The sequence below is a fragment of the Paraburkholderia tropica genome (genome assembly GCF_914484835.1).
GTDB lineage: Bacteria > Pseudomonadota > Gammaproteobacteria > Burkholderiales > Burkholderiaceae > Paraburkholderia > Paraburkholderia tropica_A.
The window spans coordinates 104937-130713 of the sequence record NZ_CAJZAR010000037.1 but is presented as its reverse complement, the minus strand read 5'-3'; the positions used below and the strand labels follow the sequence as shown (position 1 = coordinate 130713).

At 63.0% G+C, this 25777-nt stretch carries 23 protein-coding genes; 16 read left to right on the top strand and 7 right to left on the bottom strand.

What is annotated here, in order from left to right:
• Window positions 1–47 precede the first annotated feature (47 nt).
• From LDO54_RS08810 to LDO54_RS08795, 4 genes are all read right to left on the bottom strand, one after another.
• Window positions 48–782, bottom strand: a complete 735-nt coding sequence (locus LDO54_RS08810; protein WP_224009274.1) for an SDR family NAD(P)-dependent oxidoreductase — start codon at window positions 780–782, stop codon at window positions 48–50.
• Between the two features lie 87 nt (window positions 783–869).
• On the bottom strand, window positions 870–1652 hold the full coding sequence (locus tag LDO54_RS08805) for a 2-keto-4-pentenoate hydratase (RefSeq protein WP_224009272.1): 783 nt from the start codon (window positions 1650–1652) through the stop codon (window positions 870–872).
• Between the two features lie 46 nt (window positions 1653–1698).
• Window positions 1699–2685: a flavin reductase gene (locus tag LDO54_RS08800; RefSeq protein ID WP_224009270.1), complete on the bottom strand. Its 987-nt coding sequence runs from the start codon at window positions 2683–2685 to the stop codon at window positions 1699–1701.
• A gap of 29 nt (window positions 2686–2714) precedes the next feature.
• On the bottom strand, window positions 2715–4097 hold the full coding sequence (locus LDO54_RS08795; RefSeq protein ID WP_224009268.1) for an LLM class flavin-dependent oxidoreductase: 1383 nt from the start codon (window positions 4095–4097) through the stop codon (window positions 2715–2717).
• A gap of 183 nt (window positions 4098–4280) precedes the next feature.
• On the opposite strand from LDO54_RS08795, the gene LDO54_RS08790 reads away from it, so the two are divergent.
• From LDO54_RS08790 to LDO54_RS08765, 6 genes are all read left to right on the top strand, one after another.
• Window positions 4281–5753 (top strand): aldehyde dehydrogenase (NADP(+)), encoded by a 1473-nt coding sequence (locus LDO54_RS08790; protein WP_224009267.1) that lies wholly within the window; start codon window positions 4281–4283, stop codon window positions 5751–5753.
• Window positions 5754–5863: 110 nt separating this feature from the next.
• Window positions 5864–6370, top strand: a complete 507-nt coding sequence (locus LDO54_RS08785) for a 6,7-dimethyl-8-ribityllumazine synthase (RefSeq protein ID WP_224009265.1) — start codon at window positions 5864–5866, stop codon at window positions 6368–6370.
• A gap of 159 nt (window positions 6371–6529) precedes the next feature.
• Window positions 6530–7483: a DMT family transporter gene (locus LDO54_RS08780; protein WP_224009263.1), complete on the top strand. Its 954-nt coding sequence runs from the start codon at window positions 6530–6532 to the stop codon at window positions 7481–7483.
• Between the two features lie 333 nt (window positions 7484–7816).
• Window positions 7817–9193, top strand: a complete 1377-nt coding sequence (locus LDO54_RS08775) for an MFS transporter (protein ID WP_224009262.1) — start codon at window positions 7817–7819, stop codon at window positions 9191–9193.
• A 159-nt stretch (window positions 9194–9352) separates the two neighbouring features.
• A complete protein-coding gene (locus LDO54_RS08770) occupies window positions 9353–10078 on the top strand; it encodes an HpcH/HpaI aldolase family protein (protein WP_224009260.1) in 726 nt (241 codons plus the stop codon).
• Between the two features lie 144 nt (window positions 10079–10222).
• Window positions 10223–11062: an IclR family transcriptional regulator gene (locus LDO54_RS08765; RefSeq protein WP_224009258.1), complete on the top strand. Its 840-nt coding sequence runs from the start codon at window positions 10223–10225 to the stop codon at window positions 11060–11062.
• Window positions 11063–11177: 115 nt separating this feature from the next.
• Here LDO54_RS08765 and LDO54_RS08760 read toward each other — a convergent pair whose 3' ends face one another.
• Window positions 11178–12416, bottom strand: coding sequence for a LysR substrate-binding domain-containing protein (locus LDO54_RS08760; RefSeq protein ID WP_224009256.1), 1239 nt, complete (start codon window positions 12414–12416; stop codon window positions 11178–11180).
• A gap of 143 nt (window positions 12417–12559) precedes the next feature.
• Between LDO54_RS08760 and LDO54_RS08755 the strand changes: the two genes are divergently transcribed.
• The 5 genes from LDO54_RS08755 to LDO54_RS08735 all read left to right on the top strand — a co-directional run bounded on the left by LDO54_RS08755 (window position 12560) and on the right by LDO54_RS08735 (window position 18135).
• Window positions 12560–13411 carry an amidohydrolase family protein gene (locus tag LDO54_RS08755; protein WP_224009254.1) on the top strand — a complete coding sequence of 284 codons (852 nt, stop codon included), beginning with the start codon at window positions 12560–12562 and terminating at the stop codon, window positions 13409–13411.
• 59 nt (window positions 13412–13470) lie between these two features.
• Window positions 13471–14370, top strand: a complete 900-nt coding sequence (locus LDO54_RS08750) for an ABC transporter substrate-binding protein (RefSeq protein ID WP_224009704.1) — start codon at window positions 13471–13473, stop codon at window positions 14368–14370.
• Window positions 14371–14438: 68 nt separating this feature from the next.
• Window positions 14439–15797 (top strand): C4-dicarboxylate transporter DctA, encoded by a 1359-nt coding sequence (gene dctA, locus LDO54_RS08745; RefSeq protein WP_224009252.1) that lies wholly within the window; start codon window positions 14439–14441, stop codon window positions 15795–15797.
• Window positions 15798–15967: 170 nt separating this feature from the next.
• Complete coding sequence (locus LDO54_RS08740) at window positions 15968–16999, top strand: porin (protein ID WP_224009250.1); 1032 nt, start codon at window positions 15968–15970, stop codon at window positions 16997–16999.
• A 485-nt stretch (window positions 17000–17484) separates the two neighbouring features.
• On the top strand, window positions 17485–18135 hold the full coding sequence (locus LDO54_RS08735) for a hypothetical protein (protein ID WP_224009248.1): 651 nt from the start codon (window positions 17485–17487) through the stop codon (window positions 18133–18135).
• Window positions 18136–18613: 478 nt separating this feature from the next.
• Here LDO54_RS08735 and LDO54_RS08730 read toward each other — a convergent pair whose 3' ends face one another.
• On the bottom strand, window positions 18614–19738 hold the full coding sequence (locus LDO54_RS08730) for a porin (protein WP_224009246.1): 1125 nt from the start codon (window positions 19736–19738) through the stop codon (window positions 18614–18616).
• A gap of 187 nt (window positions 19739–19925) precedes the next feature.
• Window positions 19926–20663, bottom strand: a complete 738-nt coding sequence (locus LDO54_RS08725; protein WP_110330029.1) for a GntR family transcriptional regulator — start codon at window positions 20661–20663, stop codon at window positions 19926–19928.
• Between the two features lie 159 nt (window positions 20664–20822).
• Here LDO54_RS08725 and LDO54_RS08720 point away from each other — a divergent pair, with 159 nt between their 5' ends.
• Genes LDO54_RS08720 through LDO54_RS08700 form a run of 5 tightly spaced genes read left to right on the top strand, consistent with a single transcriptional unit; the run spans window position 20823 to window position 25725 of the window.
• Window positions 20823–21248 carry a GlcG/HbpS family heme-binding protein gene (locus LDO54_RS08720; RefSeq protein WP_224009242.1) on the top strand — a complete coding sequence of 142 codons (426 nt, stop codon included), beginning with the start codon at window positions 20823–20825 and terminating at the stop codon, window positions 21246–21248.
• A gap of 14 nt (window positions 21249–21262) precedes the next feature.
• Window positions 21263–22291, top strand: a complete 1029-nt coding sequence (locus LDO54_RS08715; RefSeq protein WP_224009240.1) for an amidohydrolase family protein — start codon at window positions 21263–21265, stop codon at window positions 22289–22291.
• A gap of 1 nt (window position 22292) precedes the next feature.
• Window positions 22293–23213, top strand: a complete 921-nt coding sequence (locus LDO54_RS08710) for a VOC family protein (RefSeq protein ID WP_224009238.1) — start codon at window positions 22293–22295, stop codon at window positions 23211–23213.
• Between the two features lie 53 nt (window positions 23214–23266).
• On the top strand, window positions 23267–24142 hold the full coding sequence (locus tag LDO54_RS08705; RefSeq protein ID WP_224009236.1) for a fumarylacetoacetate hydrolase family protein: 876 nt from the start codon (window positions 23267–23269) through the stop codon (window positions 24140–24142).
• On the top strand, window positions 24139–25725 hold the full coding sequence (locus LDO54_RS08700) for a bifunctional 3-(3-hydroxy-phenyl)propionate/3-hydroxycinnamic acid hydroxylase (RefSeq protein WP_224009235.1): 1587 nt from the start codon (window positions 24139–24141) through the stop codon (window positions 25723–25725). Before LDO54_RS08705 ends, LDO54_RS08700 begins: the two co-directional genes overlap by 4 nt.
• Window positions 25726–25777 lie beyond the last annotated feature (52 nt).

Below are 25777 nucleotides of genomic sequence, written 5' to 3'. Positions count from 1 at the left end.
ATACGTGCGCACTTCAAACGCGTCCAGAGACGCGTGATGGATGCGCACTATTGCGGCAGACTGAGCTTCGTCATTCGGCCGCCGTCGACGGTCCAGACCTGACCGGTGACGAAGCTGGATTCGCCAGACGCGAGCCAGGCGACGAGGCTTGCAACTTCGTCGGGTCTGCCTGTTCGCCCGACTGGATGGATAACGCCGAGCCCACGCTGGAAGAGCTCGGGGTCCGGCATGCTCTCGATAAATTCCATGTTCAGATCGGTGTCGATCCAGCCGGGAGCGACCGCATTGCATCGCACACCTTCCGGGCTGTGATCTACGGCGATCGCGCGGGTCAGGCCATGCAGTCCGGCTTTCGTCGCGCAATAGGCGGCGTGTTTCGGATTCGCGCCGATGCCCTCAGTCGACCCGATATTGACGATGGTGCCCTTCACGGCGCGCAGGTGCGGTATCGCGGCCTTGATCAGCATGAAAGGCGTCGTCAGATTCACGGCGATCGTGCGCGACCAGTCCTCGAGCGACATCTCCTCTGCGAGCCGTTCCTGCATCATGCCCGCGCTGTTCACCAGCACATCGAGTCGTCCGGCTCGTCGGATCACCTCGTCAACCACACTGGCCGCAGCCGACGGATCGGCGAAATCGGCGGCGATGCCATCGAATTCGCTGTCCGCGCCTCGCTGCGCGGTGAAGACCCGCGCGCCTTCGTCACGCAGTCTTTGCGCAATCGCCCGCCCGATGCCGCTGCGGCCTCCGGTGATCAAAGCGGTCTTGTTTTCGAACCTCATTGCGGCTTGCCTCCGGGCACGTAGTCGGTCAATCAGCGTTGAATGTGCCAGGGCGATGCATCGTCGCCCTGTGTGTTCAAGCCGTGATTAATCTCCGTATTCGAAGCTGATTTCGCCCCAGCCCGCGAAGCTTCCAGTGATACGCGTGTTGGGCTTGAGTTCGACCGCGGCGAGGCAACTGCCCGGCAGAATGATTTCGCCTTTCTTGAACGTCACGCCGAACTCCGCGACGCGGCGGCACAGCCACGCGATTGCAGAGACGGGATTGCCGAACACGTCGGCGGTATTGCCGCGCGCAACCACTTCGCCGTCGAAGCGGATTTCGCCGGCCGTGCCCGCGAGATTCACTTCGCTCAAACGACGTGGTTGCGAGCTGAGCAGCACGGAGCCGACCGAGCCACCGTCGGCGAGCGTTTCGAACAGGCCGATGCGCCAGTCCTTGATGCGCGAATCGATGATTTCGAGCGAGGGGAGCACGAAGTCGGTCGCGCGGATCACATCGGCGACGGTGACCTGCGCGCCGCCGAGATCGTCCTTGAGCACGAAGGCCGGTTCGAGTTCGACATAAGGCGCGATGAAGCTGGACGGCGCGAGGCGATGGCCCTCGTAACGCAGATAGCTGTCGAGCAGATAGCCGAAGTCGGGCTGATCGACGCCGAACTTGTTCTGCATGGCCTTCGCGATGTTGCCGAGCTTGAAGCCGACGATGTGGTCGCCGTTCTCCACGCTGCGGCGCGTGACTTCACGCTGGATGCGCACGGCGTCGGCAACGGTGGTTTCGGTGCCGGCTGGCACCAGCGAGTCGAGCGGGGTGCCGGTGCGGCGCGCCTCGATGAGTCGACCGGCGAGGTCGTCGATATTGATTGGCATTCCTGAATCTCCTTGACTGTTCTAATCGGTTTGGTACGGCGGGCGTTCAGGCCGCGCGCGAAGCGGGTTGCGAGGATTGTGCAGATTGATCGCCGAGGTGCCAGATATGCATGCACGACAGCAGTTCGCGCGGGTCCCACACAACCCATTCCTCGGTGATGCGGCCATCGCGATGCTTGAGGAACGACGAGCCATGCACCGTCACTTTGCGTTGCGTGGGCGGCACGTCCATGAACATGCCGGTATGCAACGCGGTCGTGCGCCAGTGCAGCGCGACCATGTCGTTCTGGTCGATCGCGTGCAGGATCTCGACCTTGAAATTGCTGAATGCCGCATGCGATTCCTCGATCTGCTTGAGCATTTCGGGCAGACGCACCTGCTCGCCGTTCTTCGAATAGCGCACATAGCCGGGCGCGACGATGTTCTCGAACGCGGCCGTTTCGCCTTGGCCCCACGCGCGGGTCCACGCGTCGGCGATACGCGGCAGCAGGGCGGCGGCGTCGATCTCCGCAGGCGCGGCCGGGGCATCGAACAGACTGCATGCGCCGAACTTGCCGCCGCTGAAAACAAGCGCGTCGCCCGCGCCGGTCGTCATGGCCGTGACCGAACCGACGATCATGAAGTGATCGCCCGCCACCACTTCCGAGAGCACCTGGCAGTCGATCCACGCGACCGAGCCTGCGAGGCGCGGCGTGCCGATCGCGCTGCTGTCGTAGGCGAGTCCGCTGAACTTGTCCTCGCCCTTGCGGCCGAGCGCCTTGCAGACGTCGAGTTGCGCGGTCGAGAGCACGTTAGCGGTGAAGCGTCCTTTCGAGCGCAGCACCGGCCACGTGCTCGACGACTTCGCGACGCAGAACGTCACGAGCGGCGGTTCGAGCGAAAGCGACTGGAAGGTGCCGACGACGAAGCCGGTGGGCTTGTCGTCAGCGGTCATGCCCGTGATGGCGACGACGCCCGTGGGCAGAAGCCCGAAAATCTTGCGCTGTTCGGCGGGCGTGCAGGTTGGTGCGGTGGATTGCGTTGCGGTCAGCATGGTTGTCTCCTCTTGGCTGTCCCGGCCGTTCAGGCCATTTCAACTGCGTTCTTGCGATACACCGCGCCGGGGTGATCGTCGGCGAGCCGCGACTGGCCCGCGCCGAATACGTTCTCGCGCAGCGTCTCGCCGTCGTACGAGGTGCGCATCAGGCCGCGCTTTTGCAGTTCGGGCACGACGTGATCGGCGAAATCCTTCATGTCCTGATACTTGAGCGCGTGGCCGAGATTGAAGCCGTCGATGCCGGTGTCGTTGACCCACGAGAGCAGTTCGTCCGCGACGGTCTGCGGGCCGCCGACGATCACGGGCGCCGTGCCGCCGACGCCGATGTACTCGGCGATGTCACGCGGCGTCCACTCGCGCTCGGGATCGAGCTTCGAGAAGATGTCGATCATCGTCTGGCCGGCGTTGGTTTTCACATGGCGCAGCGGCACGTCGGGATCGAGCGTCGACATGTCGAGACCGGTCCAGCCGCTGTAGCGCGCCATCGCGCCTTCGTAATCGACCAGCGCGCGGTATTCGTCGTATTTGCGCTGGGCGTCCGCGTCGGTGGCGCCCGTGATGACGGTGATCATCTGGAGCACCGCGACGTGCGACGGATCGCGGCCTGCCGCTGCCGTTTGCTCGCGCAGGCGATCGACCTGCTGCTTGAGGCCCGCCTTGGAGACGGCGTTCATGAACACGGCCTCGGCGGTTTGTGCCGCAAGCGCCACGCCCTTGCTGGAGCCGCCCGCCTGGAAAATCACCGGCGTGCGTTGCGGCGACGGCTCGCACAGGAAGATGCCCGGCACCTTGAAATGCTCGCCCGTGTGCGCGATCGGATGCACGCGGCGCGGGTCCGCATAGGTGCCGCTGGCTTTGTCGGCAACGGCGGCGTCTTCGTCCCACGACGCTTCCCAGAGCTTCAGCGCGACTTCGATGAATTCGCCCGCGACCGCGTAACGGTCGTCGTGCGCGCGCTGCACGCCGCTGCCGAGATTGCGCGCGGCGCTGTCCGCATAGGACGTCACCACGTTCCAGCCCACGCGGCCGCCGGTCAGGTGGTCGAGCGTCGCGAACTTGCGAGCGAGCGCATAAGGATGGTCGTAAGCCGTCGACGACGTCACACCGAAGCCGAGGTGACGGGTGACCGCGGCCATTGCGGGAATCAGGTAGGCGGGGTCGTTGGCGGGAATCTGCGCGGCGTCTTTGAGCGCGGCATCGACGCTGCCTTTGTAGACGTCGTGATAGCCGACGTTATCGGCGAAGAAAATGCCGTCGAAACATGCCTGCTCCAGCAGCTTTGCGTAATCCACCCAGAACTGCAGCGACTTGTATTCGCAGCCACGATCGAGCGGATGGCGCCACAGGCCGGCGGACAGGTGCGCCGGGCCATTGAAGTCAAAGGCAAAAAGCTTGATCTGCTTGCTCATCTTCATCTCCTAACGTTCACAAAATGAACACTATGTTTGATGTGTGAACGTAGTGTAGAATCAGCCGCATGCGTCGTCAAGCAGTGAACGAAGGTTGTTTTTTCGTTCATAAATCGGACGATTGCTGACTCAAACCTCGCCCTGCAATGGAGCGGGCGACTAATACATGTGAGGAGCACAGATATGTCCGATCAATCGATGCCGACTTCGGTGGAGCAGCTCGCCGACTGCGTGACGGCAGCACAGACCGCTTACGAGCACAGCCGTGAGGCCACGCTCGCGCAGCGCGCGTCGTGGCTGGAGGCCGTGGCGGCGGCGCTTGAATCGCACGCGGGCGAACTCGTGCCGATCGCGCGCGAGGAAACCCATCTGGACGAGGCGCGCCTGCAAGGCGAGCTCAAGCGCACGGCGTTCCAGTTGCGTCTTTTCGCGGATGAGATCGTGCGTGGCGAGCACCTCGGTGCAACGATCGATCACGCGGATGCAACGTGGGGTATGGGCCCGCGCCCGGACATCCGCCGCATGAACGTGCCGCTGGGCGTGGTGGGTGTGTTCGGCGCGTCGAACTTTCCGTTCGCGTTTTCGGTGATCGGCGGCGACAGCGCGGCGGCGCTCGCGGCGGGCTGCGCCGTCGTGCACAAGATTCACGACGGCCATCGCACGCTGGCATTGCGCACGGGCGAAATTGTCGTCGCGGCGCTGCGCGAAGCGGGCGCACCGGCGGGTCTGTTCGCGACGATAAGCGGGCACGCTGCCGCTGAAGCGCTCGTTGATCATCCGCTCGTCAAGGCCATCGGCTTCACGGGTTCGATCGCAGGCGGTCGCGCGCTGTTCGATCGCGCGAGCCGACGCCCCGAGCCGATTCCGTTCTTCGGCGAACTCGGCAGCATGAATCCTGTGTTCGTGACGAAGGCGGCGTGGACCGCGCGCCGCGACGAGATTCTCGCGGGCTACGCGAACGCGGCGACGATGGGCATGGGCCAGTTCTGCACGAAGCCAGGTTTGCTGTTCATTCCCGAATGCGATGCCGCTGAAGTCGCGCAGGCATTGCAGGCCGTGTTCACGTCGAAGCAGGCCGCGCCGCTGCTCACGCCGCGCCTGCGCGAAGGTTTCGATGCCGCCGTGAAGGCCGTGGGCGCGCTGCCCGGCGTGCGCGTGCTGATCGAAGGCGATGGCGCACGCGCGCCCAGCCCGACCGTGCTGATCGCGGCATCCGCCGACGTTCGCGCGCAGGGAGCCGTGCTCAAGGAAGAAATGTTCGGTCCCGCGACGGTGATCGTGCAATACCGCGACGAATCCGAGCTTGCCGAACTCGCGCAACGGCTCGAAGGCCAGCTCACCTGCACCTTGCAGGCTGAGTCCGACGAAGACGTCGCGAAGCTGCTGAGCGTGGTGAGCGAAAAGGGCGGTCGCGTGCTGTGGAATGGCTGGCCCACGGGCGTGACGGTGTCGTATGCGCAGCATCACGGCGGTCCGTATCCGGCCACGACCGCGCCTTCAACGACCTCGGTGGGAACCGCCGCGATCAGCCGTTTCATGCGGCCCGTTGCGTATCAGACCTTCCCCGACGCACAGCTTCCGCTGGCGCTGCGCGACGGCAATCCGTGCGGCATCACGCGCCGTGTCGATGGCCGGTGGCAACCGGCAGTGCGTTAAATACGCACGCATTGCGGCTCTGAATCATTCATACGTATAACGAATCAATTCGACGTCGGCGGCCAACCTGTTTAGCCGCCGACGTATCGAGTCACTCCAGGAGACAGTCGATGAACACGACCACCCAACACGAAGCCCACGCCATCGCTCAACCCGCCGGTTCGCGCCCGCGCCTAGCTTTCGTGCAGGCCTGCTGGCACCGCGACATCGTCGATCAATGCCGGACGGCGTTTCTGCAGGCGATCCAGACGCACGGTTATGCCGCCGGCGATATCGACTTCCATGAAGTGCCCGGCGCCTATGAATTGCCTTTGCACGCGAAGCGCCTCGCGGGCAGCGGCCGCTATGCGGGTATCGTCGCTGCCGGTCTCGTCGTCGATGGTGGGATTTATCGACACGATTTCGTCGCGCGCGCGGTAATCGACGGGCTGATGCACGTTCAACTGGAAACCGGGACGCCGGTGTTTTCCGCCGTGCTCACGCCGCATCACTTTCATGGCGGCGACGAGCACGTGGACTTCTTTCGCGAGCACTTTCTCGTCAAGGGCGCGGAGGTCGCGCATGCGTGCGCGCAGACCGTCGCGAGGCTGGCCGCGCTGCCCGCAGCCGTCGCCTGAAACGGGCGGGGAGCCAACCGGCTGCTATCAGGTTGCAATCGGGCCGCTATCGTGCCGTTATCGCGCCACGACGGCTGGCTCCCGACAGACATTCATCGCGCTCGCGCTGATATTCCCGGCCCGCGCGCGCCAGGTCGCACACTTTTTCCAGGCAATGACATGGACGCAACCGATTTGCCGCAATCCCGTTCCCTGTCGTTCAACGGCGCGCTGATCTGCATGATCCTCGCGACCGCGCTCTGGGCGTTGTCGTTCGTCGCGCCGCTGTGGCTGGACGCCTGTTCGCCGGTCGAGATTACCGTTGGCCGCTTCTTTTTCTACGGGCTGGTCTCGATCGCCGCGCTGCTCACGCGTTATCGCAACATGCGCCTGCGCTCCGGCCACTGGATGCGCGCCGCGCTCTATGGATTCGTCGGCAATATCCTGTTTTCGCTGCTCGTCAGCTTCGGCGTTCAGGACACCGGCGCGGAAGTCGTGGTGCCGATCACCGGACTGATCCCGATCTGTATTTCGGTCGCGGGAAGCGGTGCGTTGACGGCGAGCGCGTGGCGCAAACTGCTGGTGCCGTTCCTGATGCTGGCGATCGGCCTGGGCGTCGTGCTCGTCGTGCAAAGCGGCATCCTCGATCATGAAGCGCGGCTGTCCTGGCCAGGCGTTGGTGCGGTCGTCGTGACCGTCGTGACGTGGACGTGGTACGCCTTGTCGAATGCGCGATTTCTGCGCGCGCATCCGTCGATCAGCGGCGCGCAATGGTCATGCGCGGTCGGCGCGGCGACGTTCGCGCTCGGCGTCGTGATCGCCTGCGTGGCTTCGCTGAGCGGGCACGGACTGGCGTCGAGCGCATCGATCTTCCATGGTCAGAGCGGCGTGCTTTTCATGCTGACTTCCGCCGCGCTGGGCCTGGGTGCGTCCTGGTTTGGGGCGGTGCTTTTCAACCGCGCCTCGCATGTGCTGCCGATGAGTCTCGTGGGTCAACTCATCGTGCTCGAGACGGTGTTCGGCATCGTCTACACGTGCATGTGGAAGCAGACCATGCCGCCGATAACGCAGGCCGCGGGCATGGTGCTGGCGATTGCCGGCATATGGCTTTCCGCGCGCGAATTGCTGAAGTAGCTCCAGCACAGCACATATTCCTGCTCGCGCCGCGTACGGCGCGGCCATTCACTTCTCCGCACGATGTCGTCATTGTGACGATCGTGCGTGAATAACGGAAATAGTTAGGTATCCGGATCGTAATGAATTGCGCGAACGAATTCGCCTGCCATGAGGGACATCCCTGGATATTGATGTAGCGCAAAGTACTTGGCCTTGATGTACTATAAATGAACGCCGCGTTTACATTGTGAACGAAATAGGCGTCGAGGAATCCGCTCCCGCAGGCTGTATCCTGATCGGCAGGCGAGGACGGATTTCCATCAGACGAATCAAAGAGACAAGGAGACGTTCATGGTTTCAAGAATCGCCTCGCGCGCATTGCCTATGGAGGCGCAGCCTCCTCGACCCATGTCCGAGACGCAGCGAAAGTTCATCGCCAAACTGACCTTCCTGATTTCAGGCGGCATGTTTATCGATGGTTTCATTCTGGGCGGCGTGGGCGTGGTCATGCCCGCGATCACCGAAAGTCTGCGGCTTTCGCTGGCCTGGCAAGGCTTGATTGGCGCATCGACGCTGATCGGGATCTTTTTCGGCGCACCCATCGGCGGCTATCTCGCTGACCGCATCGGCCGCAAGCCCATGTTCATCGTCACGCTCGGCATTTTCCTGAGCGGCTCCGTGCTTCAGTTCTTTCTTCACGACGCGTGGCAAGTGTTCGCCGTGCGGCTATTCATGGGGATGGCCATCGGCGCCGATTATTCGATCGGCTGGCCGCTGCTCGCGGAGTTTTCGCCCGCGCGCATGCGCGGCAAACTGCTTACGGTGCAGGAAGTCGCCTGGTATGTCGGCTATCTGGTGTCGTTTGCGATGGGCTACTTCATGGTGGAGACGTTCAGTTCCGATTGGCGCCTGATCCTCGGGATGAGTACCATTCCTTCGCTGATTGTGTTCCTGCTTCGGCTGGGCTCGCCCGAGTCGCCGCGCTGGCTGATCAGCAAAGGCCGCGTGGACGAGGGCATGGCGGTCGCGCGGGAGTTTATGCAGGAAGAGGATGTCCGTGATCTCGAACGGGAAATCGCGGCCACGACTCAGCGCACGCGAACCAGTTTCCGCCTGCTGTTCTCGCCGAAATATCTCAAGACCACTTTTTTTATCTGCGTCTTCTTTCTCACGACCGTCACGCCTTATTTCGCGATCGGCACCTTCGCGCCAGCGGTGCTGCACGGGCTCGGCGTGGAGAACGGGCTGACCGGTGCGCTACTGATCAACGGTGTCGTGGTTCTGGGGTCATTGGCGGCGATGCTGCTGGTGGAGCGCGCGGGCCGTCGCAAACTGTCCGCTCCGCCTCTGTGGATCTGCACGATCGCGCTGGTCGTGATCGGTCTCTTTTCTCACGCTTCGCCGGTCATCGTCATTCTCTGTTTCGCCGTGTTCTCGTTCTTTAATGCGATCCCGACCGCGCTGACCGGCGTCTATCCGGGCGAGGTCTATCCGACCGAGATTCGCGGAGCAGGGGTGGGTTTCGGCATGGCGGTCTCGCGTATCGGCGCGGCGGCGGGCACGTTTGTGCTGCCGGTCTTCCTGAATCATTACGGCGTCGCTCCCACGATGCTGATTGCGGCGCTGATCTGCGGATTCGGTGCGATCGTGTCGCAGATTCTCGCACCGGAAACCAAAGGGCTGACGCTCGGCGAATCCTCGAATCCCGAAGGTAGCTTGAAAGGCTAGGCACACCTGATTCAGAAACGGCGGCAGGACGAATATAGACTGGATTCATTCAGTTTTAGATAATTCGGGATGCAAACTAAATAGCGAGCAATGAGCAAGACGATGAAGATATATGGCGAAAGCGATCGTAGCAGCGGGATGCAAGCGCCACGCTGGAACTTGAACGACGGGCGGACACATATCGGCGCGTGGTCGAGTTTGCGCGATCCCTTGTCGATCGACCTGCTGGCCGCCGAGGGTTTCGACTGGATCTGCATCGATGCCCAGCACGGCGGCGCGGAGCTGGCCGATCTGCAAACGCTCGTTCAGGCGGCGCACCTGTTTTCGGTTCCGACGGCCGTGCGGGTGGCCGGGCACGACGCGGGCATGATCGGCCGCGTCGTGGATGCCGGCGCCGCCGCGATCATCGTGCCGACCGTGGAGGATGAAACCACCGCCGCCGCGCTGGTATCGTCCTGCCGGTTCGCGCCGCGCGGCACGCGCAGCTATGGGCCCACGCGTCTGAGCCCGCGCTATCCGAAGCCCGCGCCGGGCAACGTCGAAGCGGACCCGCTCTGCATCCTGATGATCGAGACCGCATCCGGACTGAGGAATCTGGACGCCATTCTCGCTACTCAGCCGGACGGCATTTTCGTCGGACCTTACGATCTCTCGCTGAGTCTCGGCATCGATCTGGAGGTGTTGCTCGGCGCAGGCAGCGACGGGATGCTGGCCGATATCGCACGCCGTTGCGAACGCGCGGGCGTCGTTCCCGGCGTCTATGCGGGCGAAGCCGATCTCGCGAAACGCATGGCGAATCTCGGCTACCGCTTCATGCCGATTGCGTCCGATACGAGCTTGCTCGCCGTCGCGGCCCGCAACATCGTCGCATCGGTGAAAGGCTAGAACCGCTGTGCCGCTCACGGCCCAGCGCCGTGACCAACCCCATGAGGCATGTTATTGTTCAACTTTTGAACAAATAGCGTCCGATTTGAACTCGCATTCGACAACGAAGCGCGGGGAAGGCTCGGAGCCGGATGGGGGCAACAAGTGGCGGCTGGAAGAAAGGCGAAACTCGCGGTAACGAACGACGTTCCTGAAGCCGGGGCAGAAGACGAAGCGAACGAACCCGGCGATCTGACCAACAAGTCGGTGATCAAGGCGACGACCCTGCTCACCGAACTCGGCCGCCACCTCGACGGCATCAATGTGACGGATCTCGCGCAGCAGGTCGGCATGTCGCGGCCGACCGTGTTTCGTCTCCTGCTCAGTCTTGAGCAGACGGGGTTCGTCGAGCGCTTCGAGAGCAAATACCGGCTGGGCTGGCGCGTCGCGCGTCTGGGTCGTCTCGCCGATCCGTACCGGGGCATCATCTCGCGGCTTCAGCCAACGCTGCGCGCGCTCGCGGACGAGTTCAACGAGATGATCGGCTACGCCGTCTACGGCGGCGACGGCCAGTTCGACCTCGTCGCCGAGGCGCATTCGACGCGCCTGATTTCGCTGACGAAGGGCTATATCGGCACGGAGTTTCCCGCCCACGCGAGTGCGACCGGGAAAGTGGCGCTCGCCGAACTCAGCGATGAAGAACTCGAAGCCCGCCTGCCGAAGACCTTGCCGAAATTCGCAAGCCGGACCATCACGGACCGGTCGAAGCTGATCCGCGCGCTTCAGGAAGTGCGCAAGCAAAACTATGCGACGGTGGACGATGAGTTGGAGGAGAGTCTCTTCGCCATTTCCGTGCCGGTTCGCGACGAACGCGGCGATCTGATCGGCCTGCTTTCGGTGACGGGGCCGTCGGAGCGGATGAAGAAGCGGCCCCTGCATGAGATCGCGGACCAGTTGCATGTCGCTGCCGCCGATATCGCGCGTATTCTTTCGTCGAACCGATAGCGGCTCAGTACACTGACCGCTACTGCAACGTTCCAGCTTGACCGGACACGGTTAAGCAATTTATCGAGGAATGCAGTGTTCATACGTGAGTGCTTGCGGGAGCGAGCGCCACTCGTTATGACTCGGTTTCGGGCTCCATCGCGCCTTCCGCGCAGAGCATTTCGACAAAAGTCTGCTGCACCGCCGTGCCGAGCCAGTCGGCACGCACCGTATAACCCACCGCTCGGCTCGCGCCAGGTAGTTCGAGGTTCAAGGCAACCAGCTCGCGCCCCGGATAAGCGTCGCGAATCTGTGCGCGTGAAAGTAGCGTGAGGCAATCGCTCTCCATGAGCATCGCCAGCATCATCGCAAGGGAACTGGTCTCCAGTACGAGTGGTGGTTTGACGGGCAACTGCGCGAAAATCGAATCGATGACCGCGCGGCGCGGCACATTGTGTTGAGGCATGACCCAGTCGTGATCGGCCAGATCGGCAAGGACCACGCTTTTTCGCCTCGCCAGTTTATGCCCTTTGCGCACAGCGACGACGTAAGGGTCGGCAAACAGTTCGGATTCCAGAACAGATCCAGAGAGGCGAGGCTCGCGCAGCCCGCCGACGATGAAATCGATTCCGCCGCTGCGCAGCTCGCGCAGCAAATGCGCATGCGATCCTTCCTCGACGGTGACCCGCGCCGCCGGATAGCGCTCGCGCAGACGTTGAATCGCGCGCGCGACGAGACGGGGCGGCAACAACGGCAACACGCCGATCGAGACTTTGCCGGTGAGTTGTCCGCGCGCGTAAGCCAGTTCGTCGACAGCCTGGGTTATTTCGTAGAGCGCGAGCCTCAGGCAGCGCGCGAACTCGCTGCCCGCGGCGTTTGCTGAGACGCTATGCACACGGCGTCGGTACAGCGACACGCCGACGTTCTGCTCAATCTGGCGCGCTGCCCGATGCACCGCCGGTTGCGAGATGTCCAGTGAGAGCGCTGCCTCGGCGGCTGACCCCGCGTCGGCGATGGCGATGTGGCAGCGAACCTGCGCATCGGTCAGGCGTCTGCAAATCTTGGCCGCATGGGCCGCAGACTGGCCGGTGAGGGTGAGCACGGCGCGCTCCATCTGATCGAGCATGCGGCGCACGCGCCGCTGCACGATCACGCCGTCGCTCGTCAATTCGCTGCCGCCAAAGCCGCGTTCGAACAACTGACAGCCAAAGCTGGCCTCGAGCTTGCTGATCGCCATGCTCACGGCCGGCTGCGTGCGGCCTGCACGAACCGCGGCCTGGCCGATGCCACCGGCTTCGCACACCGCGTCGAACAGAAAGAGTTGCCTTAATCGCGCCAGATCGTCACCTGACGATGTCTGTCCATCCGCCTGCATCGAGCCTCCAGACTGCCCGCTCCAAAACCCTTAGCTTAACGGAAATTGATGGGAGGGGCCTCACTTCGTATTGAGGCGTTGGACGTCACCTCGCTTACAGTGAAGCTCAATTCAGCAAGACATTTCCAGTCAGGAGCCCCTTCATGTCCGTTGTCATCGACACGCATACGCACGCCATTTCCGCCGATAAACAGCGTTATCCGCTCGCGCCCGTGGGCGGGCATCAGTCGGAATGGTCGGCGAAGCGTCCCGTCAGCTTTGAAGCATTGCTCGCGTCGATGGACGAGGCAGGCATTGACCGCGCCGTGGTGGTGCAAGCGTCGACGGTCTATGGAAACGACAATAGTTATGTGGTCGAGGCGGTGCGACGTCACGCGGACCGATTCGCCGGCGTGTTTTCCATCGACGTGCTGGCGAGCGATGCCGTCACGCAAATGCAGCGCTGGCTCGACGCGGGCCTCTCGGGTCTGCGTCTCTTCACGACCGGCAGCACGATGCCTGGTCAAGCGGGTTGGCTCGACGACGAGCGCTCGTTCCCGGTGTGGGAATACGCACAGCGCCACAACGTGTCGATCTGCCTGCAGATGACCGCGCAAGGCATTCCCGCGCTGCTGAACATGCTCGCACGCTTCCCGAACATCCGTGTGCTGCTCGACCACCTTGCGCGCCCTGAACTCGGTGGCGGCCCGCCGTACGAAGCCGCTGCGCCGCTCTTTAGTCTGGCGTCGCATCAGGGCGTGTATCTGAAGCTCACGAACCGCACGATCGCCGAAGCGGGCCGGGGCGCCTCGACGCCTGCCGAGTTTTTCCCGCGCGTGCTCGATGCATTCGGCGCGCACCGTATTGCGTGGGGCTCGAACTTCCCGGCTGCCGAAGGTACGTTGCCCGAGTTGCTCGCACAGGCGCGAGAGAGCCTGTCGATGCTGCCCCCGGACGCACAAAAAGCAATTTTCGGCGGCACGGCACGCGCCATTTATCCGGCGCTCGCCAACTGACGCGTCGAGCACGGCGCAGATTTTGTTTGCAACAGGAATACCCGATCGTGAGCACTCCCATGCATCCCGTGGTCTTGAAGGCCGCGCTGAAAACCTATCCGCACACGCAAGCGCTGAAAGCGGGTGAATTGAGCGATCCGGCCGTCGAGCTTCGTTTCGAGGACGTCGAGCCGATTCATCGCGCGTTCGCACCGATGGCGCGCCGCCAGGAATACGACGTCAGCGAGCTGGCCATCGTGAGCTACCTGCAAGCGAAAGCCTACGGCAAACCGGTCGTGCTGTTGCCCGCCGTCGTGGCCGCGCGCTTTCAGCAAGGCTGCCTGATTTACGACGCGCAGCGTGCGAAGCCGGACATCGGCCATCTCGCGGGAAAGCGCATTGGCGTGCGTACTTATGCGCAGACCACGGGCATGTGGGTACGCGCGATTCTTCGTGAAATGTACGGCGTGCCGCTGGAGGAGATCGAATGGGTGACAATCGAGGGCGGCCACCTGGAAGAATATGCCGATCCCGCTTTCGTCCGGCGCGCCGATGCGGGCAAGCAATTATTGCCGATGCTGCGTGCAGGCGAGATCGACGCCGCAATCCTCGGCAACGATTTGCCGGACGGCCCGGAATTCAAGCCGCTGATCGACGATGCCGCTGCCGCCGACCGCGAATGGTACGGGCGTCATCGCTATGTGCCGATCAATCATGTGGTCGTGGTGACGCAGGCCCTTGCCGATTCGAATCCGCAGGCCGTTCGCGCGGTGTATGACCTGCTGCTGCGTGGCAAGGAATCGGTGGCCGCGCAGGACGCCGGGAAAGCGAACAAGCTGCTGTTCGGTTATGACGCGCTGCGTGAGCCGCTTGCGGAAACGATCGCGTACTGCGAGCAGCAGGGCCTGCTGCCGCGCAAGCTGACTGTCGAGGAAATTTTTGCCGACAGCATGCGCATTCTGGGCGACGCCGCGCGCTGACGCGGTGTTCGTCTGCTTCACGATGTTTGAGCGAATTCGAATTCGCCAGAGTTTGACAAGGAGACACTATGAGCCTGCCGGGCAAATCCTCTGCCGCGAAGCCCAGGGAGCGGCGTCCGTTCTATCGCGACCTGTCGTTCCAGGTGCTGGCCGGCATGGCTTTGGGTATCGCCACGGGCTACTTTTTCCCGAAGTTCGGCGTCAATCTGCAACCGGTCGGCGACGCGTTCATTCGCGTCATTCAGATGCTGATCGGTCCCATTATTTTTTGCACCGTATGCAGCGGGATTGCGGGTGTCAACGACTTCAAGAAAGTCGGGCGAGTGGCTATCAAGGCGCTCTTTTACTTTGAAGCGGTGACGTCGCTCGCGCTGGTGCTGGGGCTCGTTGTCGTCAACGTGCTCAAGCCGGGCGTCGGCATGAACGTGGACCTTCACGGCATGCATTCGGCCGCAGTCGATAGCTACGTCGCCAAGGCCCATCATGTCGTCACGACGAGTGAATTTTTGCTCAATGTGATTCCGCATACGGCGATCAGCGCTTTCGCGGGCGGCGATGTGTTGCAGGTGCTGTTCTTTTCGGTGCTATTTGCGTTCGGACTCGCCGCGATCGGTGAACGGGCGCAGCCGGCTTTGAATCTGATCGATTCCGTGTCGGGCGCGCTGTTCTGGATCATCGGATTGACGATGAAAATCGCGCCGCTCGCCGCATTCGGCGCGATTGCCTTCACGGTCAGCAAGTTCGGTTTCGGCACGCTGATATCGCTCGGCAAACTCGTGCTCGAATTCTATTTGACCTGCGCGCTGTTTATTCTGCTGATCCTCTGGCCGATTGCGAAAGTCAATGGCTTCAGTCTGCTGCGGCTGATGCGTTACATCGGTGCGGAACTGTTGCTCGTGATCGGCACGAGTTCGTCGGAGACCGTTTTCCCGCAATTGATCGACAAGCTGGAGCGGCTCGGTTGCGAGAAGTCGGTGGTCGGACTGGTGCTGCCGACGGCCTATACGTTCAATCACGATGGCACGTGTCTTTACTTCGCCGCGGCGGCGGTGTTTCTCGCGCAGGCCACCAACACGACGATGAGCTGGCACGATCAACTGGTCCTGCTCGCTGTCTTGCTGCTGACGTCGAAAGGCGCGGCGGGCGTGTCCGGCGCGGCCATTGCCGTGCTCGCCGCGACGCTTGCCGCGTCGAACACGATTCCCGTGGAATCCATCGCGTTGATATTGGGCATTCACAAGGCGCTGTCGAGCGGCTTTGTGTTCACCAACATCGTCGGCAACACCGTGGCGACCATTGTCGTCGCGAACTGGGAAAAGGCGCTGGACCGCGTTGCGCTGCGTCGCGAGCTGAAGTCGGGTTTCAAGCCCATTGCCGCTTCGCCGGGCAGGCTCAATCAGACCCCCAGCGGACACGCGGGCAACTAGCGGCGCGAGGCCGGCGGAACCGGGAGACCGGGTCCGCTGACGAGGAGTCAGGGCAGAAAACCGTGGCGATCGTGCATACGGTCTTCGCTGTGTAGTTAGGCATCCAAATCGTATGGGCGAGTTTATTCGTCACATGCAAAAAATAAAAAACATATAGATGGAGACATTAGATGAAAAGAGTCGCATGGAGAGGCATTGGCGTCGGATTGTCGCTGGCTGCCGGTGCGGTGCCTGCCTGGTCGCAGAGCAGCATTCAGATCTACGGCACGGCAGACGGCGGCATCCGTTATCCGACCAACGCGGTAAAAGGCGGCGGTACGGTAGTGACCATGAATTCGAACGGCTACTACAGTTCGAACAAACTGGGCTTTCTCGGCAAAGAGGATCTGGGCGATGGCTGGAACGCGCACTTCAGGCTGGAAAGCGGCTTCAATCTGGGCAATGGGCAACTGGACAACACCACCGGCACCTTGTTCAATCGTCAGTCGTTCGTGGGCATCGGCAACAGGAAATACGGCTCGATCGATCTCGGGCGCCAGTACACCATCGCGCACGACATCATCAGTATTTACGACCCATTCGGCTTTCACTACACGCCGATTCTGCCTTTGACGCAGGCGTCGGACGGCACGCGCAACAACAACTCGATCAAATACAAGAACGACTTCGGGCCCTTGCTATTCGAGGTCGACAATTCGTTTGGCGGCGTGGCGGGAAATTTCAGCAGCGGCGCGACGCGCTCGGTCGGCGTGAGCTATGACATGGGGCCGGCCAGCGTAGGCGGCGTCTATGGACATCGAAACATCCTGACCGGCACGAACTACGTCGGCGACAGCTACTACATGGCGGGTGCCGCCTACGCGATCGGCACAGTGCGGGTCTCGGGCGGCTTCATGTCGGAGGATCTCCAGAACCCGGCAGCGCCGCATCAGGTGACCAATAACGCGTTCGGAGGCCTTTCCTGGTCAATCCAGCCGTACCTGATTCTTGGCGGTGGCTACTATCAGACCACGGTGTCAACCGACAAGGCGAGCCGCCGTGGCCTCGCGATCGTCTCGCTCGCTTATTTGCTTTCGAAACGCACGACGCTTTACGGCGAATTCGATTACACGTCGTACAAGCATGCGGTGGTGAGCACGTTGAACCCAGCCGGTGCGTCGAGCCAGACTGCCGTAACCGTGGGTCTGGATGTGCTGTTCTAACTGCGCATCCACGGCAAGCTAGCGGCTTCGTGCTTAGTTGTCCTCGGAGTCTGGCTAGCTGTCCACAGCATCCTCGCCTGGTTCAGGAGGGCGCTGCAATGTATCGGGTTTCGAAGACCGGCGCTACGTGGAGAGGTCGTGGTCGCGCACGGGCTATGCCTGATTACGATTGGCGGGCGGGCTTTCCGGTTCGCTCGCTAACGGTGGAGATTCGGATCGCTCTGTGTTTCCAGCCGTGTCACGCGGAAGCACAAACCGCGACGAGCGTCTTGTGCACAACCTCCACACGCGTGATGAATTCCTGATGGGACCATTTACGCTCGCGTCGAAGGCCCGCTCTCAAACTGACGCGGCGCGACAAAAAAAATGCGGTCGCAATGTGGTCGACCGCACGGTGCGAAAGCGCCATCTGTGGTCAAACTTCAGACGATGATGATTGGGCGCGGCGCAGGCTGATCCGCAATCACGCTCGTGTGGGAGGCCATATGAAGGGTGCATTGACGGTTTTGCTCATCCTCGCCGCGCTCGTGTTGCCTTCGGCCTGGGCTCAGAAAATCTCGGATCTACGCCCCGCGAGCACCCCAGCGGGCGTCGCTACCGTGCCGTTTTGGCAAGTACCGAATTACATACCGAATAACACCCAGGCGTATTTGCCAACCTACGCTCAAGGTTTCGAACCGAGTGGCGGGACTGGACAACCATCGATCGGAAAATACTCATCGAACTGGCCTCCCACCGGAACTCAAACCGAGCCGCGGGCCGAACCGCCTGCATGCGCCTCGCAGAGTTCGGGCAGCAACGACCTGGAACTCCTCGGGCGTAGCCTAAAAATAACGGGTCTAGCGATCCTTGTTCTGTCGTTCGGCTCCTTCGTGATATTGCTCGAATTCGTCGTGATGATCCTTCGAAAGCAGTCCTGGAGCATCGTCACAACGCGCGTGTTCGGCTTGACCTTGGTGATCACGGTGGGCCTGCTGCTTATCACGGCTGGCTACGACAATACGCAGATCGCTCCAATGATGGGCCTTTTGGGCACCATCGTCGGTTACCTCCTGGGCAAAGGGGATACGAGCGACACGCAGCCACGACCGGCAAATAACCGGGGAACCGGTGCAGGCCGGATCAGGCGCCGTTAGCCGTTACGCACGAACGCGCTTTGTATTCAGCGCCATCCCGACACCGTGCCTGATGGCGAAGCTTTGATGAGTCGCGTTGACGATGAAAGGCCGGCGATTCAACCATATCCGGCACACCAATTCAGCCCCACGCATACGCGCGTGGGAATCGCTGGAAATTGACAGTTTCAGACCTGAATGCCGAAGCAAACGTGGGCGGACATCGCTCTGCGTTTGCCGCGCCAATTCGATGCGATCCTGATCCGTTGCGCGGGCATCCACGTGAGCGGTGTGATCAGACGATCGAAGACGAAGTCGGTTGTCCGGTGATCACGAGCAACGCGGCTTTGCCCGGGTATTGCCTGAAGACATTGAATATCAGCGCAAGCCCGGGTGGGTTTGGCGCGCTGTCAGGTTGAACGCCGCATAGTTTGACCTCTACCGCGCAGGGGGAAGCGAAAGCGCTCCGTGCCAACTCTCCCCCTCATCATCATCCCGCCTAAAAAGCGTGAACGATGCCGAAAATCCCGGTCGTGATGTCCTTGCCCGGCGAAACGGCAATGCCTGGACCCGCTGCGTCCGTCACGGTGAACGCCGTCGTGCCGTGATTATGTACGCCCGCTACACCGGCATAGAGGCCCGTGCGTTTGGATAGCGGGTAGTCGTAGCGCAAGGCCCAGGACGTGGCGTGACCGTCGCCACCCGACTTCAGGAAGTACTGCCCGAAGCTCGCGAGGAGTGAGCCGCCCCCCAGATGGCGAATGAGTGCGTTCACCTCATAAAAGTCGTGGTTCGGCGTGGCATAGGCGCTCGAAATCGACGTGCTCACGCCGGTCGCGTTGCGGTGCATCTGGTAGAGCGCGGCCGTCTTGACGAAACCGAAGTCGTACGAGGCGCCGATCAGGTAATACCGTCCCGTGCCGACCGACGTGGTGGTGGTTAGCGTCGCCGTATTGGCGAAGCGCTGCTGCAGATAGTCGACGTCGGCAGAGAACTGGCCGGCCTTGAAGTTCACGCCTGCGGAAAGTGTGTCGCCGAGCGAGGCGGGCACCCCACTCGTTCCGTTTGCGCCGCGTGCATACAGCGCGCGCAACGTGAAGCCCGCGAGTTCGTTCGACGTGTAGCGGATCGAGTTCGCCGTGCGCGCCGCCGGCACGAACACGTAGTTGTTGGTGGCGTTGCCCCAGGCGAGCGCGTTGAGTTCGCCGATCGAGTAGGTCACGTAGGAGAGAAACAGCGGCGTGTAGTTGTTGCCCGCCTGGATCTGGCCGAACGGCCCGCGAATGCCGATCCACGCCTCGCGGTTGAAGAGTGCGGTGCTGCTCGCCATCGCGCCCGAGTTCAGGTTGAAGCCGTTTTCGAGCTTGAAGACCGCGCTATAGCCGCCGCCGAGATCTTCCTTGCCGAAGAGGCCCCAACGGTTCGGCGCGACGGAACTCGACGCCTCGCGCACCACGGTGTTGCCGCCCGTGCGGGCGACCTGGATGGCGGTGTCGATGATGCCGTAGAGCGTGACGGACGATTGTGCGTGGGCAGCGGGCGCGAAAAGCGCGGCAGCGGCGAGCGCAGCGATGGGCGCAACGACGGGCGCAAGCGGAAAGGACGGCGCGAACGATAGCTTCATGAAGTCTCCTGAACGGTGCCGTCGGGACGCAGCACTCTATGAAATCAGGAGTTTTGTGTACGGAGTAATATTCCGTCAACAAAAAATATACAAAACTATCGAAAACACCAGGTTGTGTATGTTGAGTGCGCGGACGAGCGCAACCGCGCCCCGAAGGGGCGAGAGGCTGCGTTGACGGGGGAGCGGCTTAGCGGGAGGCGGGCGGGAACAGATCGGCGTCGGTGAGGATGATGTCCGCCGTCTGCTGGTAATGCGTGGTGAGGAGCTGGATGGCGCGGGCGGCATCGCCGGCCACGACCGCGTCGAGAATTTCCTTGTGCTCGGCGCCTTCATGGCGTTTGGGAAACACGCGCCGCACGGAGAGCTGGCGGTAGCGGTAGAGCTGATCGGCCAACTGCTCGCAGAAGTTGATGAGCCAGCGCGACTGGCAGCCGCCGATCAGCGCGCGGTGAAACTCGCGGTGGCGGCGCTCCCATTCGGGGTTTTCCTTGTACTCGCTCTCCGAAAGCGAGCGCGGGACCTTGGAAAGCCGGTGATACGCGAGCACGACGTCTTCTTCCCATTCGGTCGAACGGGTGGCGAAGGCTTCGCGCAGGGCAATTTCTTCGAGCCAGCAGCGCGTTTTGGTGATCTCGTGCAGGTCGGTTGCGCTGATGCCCGCCACGGCGAATCCGCGCTGGTCGCGGCGTTCGACGAGACCGTCGGAGGTGAGCCGGTTGAGCGCCTCGCGCACGGGCGTCTGGCCTGCCTGGTAGTGGTCGCACAGAAACTCGATCTGGAGCTTGCGCCCCGGTTCGAGCTTGCCGTCGAGCAGGTCCGCGCGAATGCGGTCATACAGGTTCGTTGCGAGGGTTGCGACGCTCGCGCCCCCCGTGCCTGCGGGCGCAGCGGGGTTAGCTACGATGCGGGACAAGTCACACCTCATGAGGAATCGATCTGGGATGAAGTATATCTGATTTGGGCGGCAACACCGATCCACGGTAGGGCTTCAGTGTTTTCCCTTGTCAAATACACAAAACGTTAGACAGTCTGATTTTGTATATATTATGATCCTCAGCAGATCGAATCGTGACTGGGGAGCAAGGTGGACTCACTAACGCTGGATCAGGCAAAGCGTGTCGTCGATACGGCACTTGCCGCGGCGCGCCGCGAAGGCTTCAAACCGATGGCAGTCGTCGTGCTCGACGAAGCCGGGCAATTGAAAACCATGGTGCGCGAGGACGGTGCGACGCCGCTGCGCGTGGACATTGCGCACGGCAAGGCCGCGGCGGCGTTCGGCATGGGCGTCGCGTCGCGCACGCTGCATGAGCGTGCCAGCGCCAATCCGGTGTTCTTTGGCGCCATCGCGCCCGCCGCGGGCGGCAAGTTCATCCCGCAGACGGGCGCGGTCGTGATCGTTTCCACGAACGGTCGGGTGATCGGCGCGATTGGCGCGAGCGGCGGCACCGGCGACGAGGACGAGGCCATCTGTATCGAAGGTCTGCGCCACGCAGGCCTTGCGTACCGATAAGGCAGCCGCTCGCCATGCATCCGACCTACCGCTGCGCGTGCCAGGGCATCGATGTCCACGCGCATATCGTGCCCGCCGAATTCCCGCGCTATCTGGGCGCACGCGTGCCACGCGAGTGGCCGTCGATGCGCGAAGCGCATGCGTGCCATCGACATGTCGTGATCGACGAGAAGATCTATCGCACGGTCTCCGACCTGTGCTGGGACACGCCAAAGCGGCTCGCCGACATGGACACGCAGAACGTGGCGATCCAGGCGATTTCGCCGATGCCCGAACTGCTCTCCTACTGGATGGAAGCGCCCGACGCGCTGCCGCTGCTGCAATATCTCAACGACACGATCGCGCAAATGACCGACGCGAGCGCGGGCCGCATGGTCGGGCTCGGCGCGGTGCCGCTGCAGGATGTGGACATGGCGATTCGCGAACTCGAACGCCTGATGGTCACGCCGGGCTTCGCGGGCGTCGAGATCGGCAGCAACATCAATGGCGCGCCCATCGGCGCGGCGCAGTTCGATGCCTTCTTCGAGGCCGCCGCCGCGCTTGGCGCAGCCGTATTCGTGCACGCGCTGCGTCCGGCTGGCAAGGAGCGCCTCGTGGGGCCGGCGCAACTCGTGCAGGCGCTGGCGTTTCCCACTGACGTGGGGCTGGCCGCCGCCTCGGCGATCACCTCGAACCTGATCGTCAGGTATCCGAATCTTCGTATCGCCTTCAGCCACGGCGGCGGCACGCTCGCCTCGCTGCTGCCGCGCCTCGAACAAGCCAGCCGTGTGTTCGCGCCGCTGCGCGAGACGCTGCAGCAAAGCGCGCGCGAGCAGGCGCGCGGCCTCTGGTACGACTCGCTGGTGTTCGACCCGGCCACGTTGCGCCATCTCGTCGAGTCGTTCGGCGATACGCGCATCATGCTGGGCACGGATTACCCGTTCGCGTTCCGCGAGCGCGATCCTGTGGGCGGCGTCGAAGCGCTCGGCCTCGACGCGGCCGCAGCGGAACGGCTCATCTATCGCAACGCCCGGGAATTCCTGGGCATCAGGAATGGAGCATGACATGACGCAGTGCCTCGTCACTGGCCTCAGAGGCATCGAGATCGGCGTGCCGGATCTCGAACTCGCCGCGCGTTTTTACGCGGATACCTGGCATCTCACCGAACTCACGCGCCGCCCGGAGAAAGTCTATTTCCGTGGCACGGGCGCGGCGCATCACATTCTCACGCTCACGCAGAGCGAGCACGCGGACGTGCGCGCCATCGAGTTCGATGTGGCCGAAATCGGGCATCTCGACACGATCGCGCGCGCGGTCGAAGAACAGGGCGGCACGGTGCTGAGCGGCCCGGCCCCCACGACGATGCCGGGCGCAGGCGTCGCGCTCGACGTGCTCGATCCGCAAGGGCGCACGCTGCGTTTCATTGCAGGCGGGCGCAGCCACGCGGACATCGAGCCAGTCAAGGACCGCCCGATCAAGATCACGCACGTGGTGCTCAACAGCGAGAACGTCGCGGTGGCGCAGGCCTTTTTCGAAAAGGCGCTCGGCTTCCGGCTCTCGGACCGCACGCGCGTCATGGCCTTCATGCGTTGCGGCAGCGACCATCACAGCATTGCGCTGGCGGACGCGCAGGAGAACAGCCTGAACCACATCGCCTTCGTCATGCCCGACCTCGACTCGGTGATGCGCGGCGGCGGCCGCATGAACGACGCGGGCCATCCGATCGAGTGGGGCGTGGGCCGACACGGTCCGGGCAACAACGTGTTCGCGTACTTCCTCGGGCCGTTCGATTTCGTCATCGAATACACCGCCGAAGTGCAGCAGGTGGACGAGAGCTATCGCACCGGCGGCCCGGACGACTGGAAATGGCCGCCAGGTCGCATCGACCAGTGGGGCGTGGGGCGCAATCCTTCGGACCGGATGAAGGCCGCGCAAAAGACGATTTTCTTTCGCGCGCCGCAAGCTTCTGCAACCGGGTCGCGCTGAAGCACGAATTAATATCGCATAACGAATCAATTTTTCTTGAAAGATAAAACATCATGAAACTGGTTACCTTCCGATCGGGCGACACGACGCGCCTTGGTGTGATCGACGGCGACGATGTCGTCGACCTCAATAAGGCCGACGCTTCGGTGCCCGCGGATCTGCGCGCGGCGCTCAAGGCCGGCGTGGACCTGAACGCGGCTGCACAGCGTGCCATCGAGAGCGGCGAGCATCGCGCGCCGTATGCGTCGCTCACGCTCGCGCCTGTCGTGCCGGAGCCGGGCAAGATCGTGTGCCTCGGCCATAACTTCTACGATCACGCCAAGGAAGGCGGCAATCTCAAGCCGGTTTATCCGCTCATCTTCTTCCGTGGCGCATCGTCGCTGATCGCACACGAAGATCCGGTGATCCGTCCGCGCATTTCGGAAAAGCTCGACTACGAAGCCGAACTCATGATCGTGATCGGCAAGCGTGCGCGCCACGTGAAGCGCGAGAATGCGCTCGACTACGTGTACGGCTACGCCTGCTTCAACGACGTTTCTGTCCGCGACTACCAGAAGCGCACGTCGCAGTGGACGATCGGCAAGAACTTCGACGGCACGGGCGCATTCGGCCCGTGGCTCGTGACCGCCGACGACCTGCCGCCGGGCGCCGAAGGCCTAAAGCTGCGCCTCATCCTCAACGGTCAGGTCATGCAGCAGGCGAGCACGAGCGACATGATCTGGGGCGTGGCGGAAACCATCGAACTCCTGAGCGAATGCCTGACGCTCGAACCGGGCGACGTGGTCGCGATGGGCACGCCCGCAGGCGTGGGCTGGGCGCGCGATCCTTCGGTGTGGCTCAAGCACGGTGACCGTGTGGAAGTGGACATCGAACGCGTGGGCCGCCTGCAAAACACGGTGCAGGACGAGCAGAACGCAGTGGGCGCATGACGATGGAACGCAACAACCATTACGAAGTGGTCGTGGTCGGCTTCGGGCCGTCCGGCGCGGTGGCGGCGGGGCTGCTTGGGCAGCGCGGCCGCAAGGTGCTGTGCGTGGACCGCGCGCGCGAGGTGTACGACAAGCCGCGCGCGATCGCCGTCGACCACGAGATCATGCGCGTGTTCCAGGGGCTCGGCGTGGTCGAGCGCATTGCGGAGCATGTGGCCGTGTTCCCGCCTTCCGAGTATTACGGCGTGGACGGTCAGCTGATCAAGCGCATCGACACGGTGCCCAAGCCCTGGCCGCTCGGTTACATGCCGACGATGGTGTTCACGCAACCGCCCGTCGAAGCCGCGCTGCGCGAGCATGCGAGCGCGTATGAGACGGTCGAGATCGCGCTGGGCACGGAACTCGTGAGCTTCGAGGAAACGGCCGGGGGAGTGACGGTTCATCTCAAGGACGACACGGGCGCGACGCGTACCGTGACGTGCGATTACCTGCTCGGTTGCGACGGCGCGTCGAGCACGGTGCGCACGCAGCTGGGCATCGAATACGAGGACCTCGTGTTCGACGAACCGTGGCTCGTCGTGGACCTGCGCGTGAACGAGCGCGGCATCGAGAAGCTGCCGAAGGTCGCGATCCAGTATTGCGAGCCGTCGCGGCCCTGCACGTACATCGTCGGTCCGGGCGGCCATCGGCGCTGGGAAATCATGCTGATGCCGGGCGAAGATCCGCGCGACATGCAGCAGGAGGAGCAGGTGTGGAAGCTGCTCTCGCGCTGGCTCACGCGCGAGGACGGCGAACTGTGGCGCGCGGCGAGCTATCGCTTCCATGCGCTCGTCGCGAAGCAATGGCGACGTGGGCGCGTGTTCATCGGCGGCGACGCGGCGCACCAGCAGCCGCCGTTCATCGGTCAGGGCATGTGCCAGGGCATTCGCGACGTGGTGAACCTCGTGTGGAAGCTCGACGCCGTGATGGCGGGCACGGCGCAGTCCGACCTGCTCGACAGCTATCAGGCCGAACGCAGCCTCCATGTGCGCCAGCTCACCACGCGCATCAAGGAGATCGGCAAGCTGATCTGCGAACGCGACGTCGACGCCGCGCGCGAGCGCGATGCGCGGCTGCTGCGCGAGGCGGGCGGCGTCGTGAAGACGATCGCGCGCCAGGACATCGTGCCGAAGCTCGACGCAGGGTTGCTGTCGCACGCCGCCCACGCAGCGAACGGCACGCTGTTCCCGCAACCGCGCGTGCAGCACGCCGACGATGCCGCGCTGCTCGATATCGTGGCGGGTGGCAACTGGCGCGTCGTGACGCTGGGCGGCGAGCCGCTGTCGAGCGACGCACAGCAAGCCGCGGCGCGTGTCGGCGCGCAGATCGTCGAACTCGCGCCGGATGGCGACGCCCACCATGCGGCGGTGCTGCCCGACACGCATCGCATCGTCGAAGTCGACGGCGTGCTCGCGGCGTGGTTCGAGCGCAATCGCTGCCGCGCGGCGATCGTGCGTCCCGATCACTACGTGTACGGCGTGGCGGGCGACGCGGCAGATCTCGCGCAATCGCTCGCGACGCTCGACGCGGCGTTGCACGGCTAACGCACGCGGACAGGCCGCAGAACGCGGCCTGTCCAGCAGCCTCGTTTCAGAC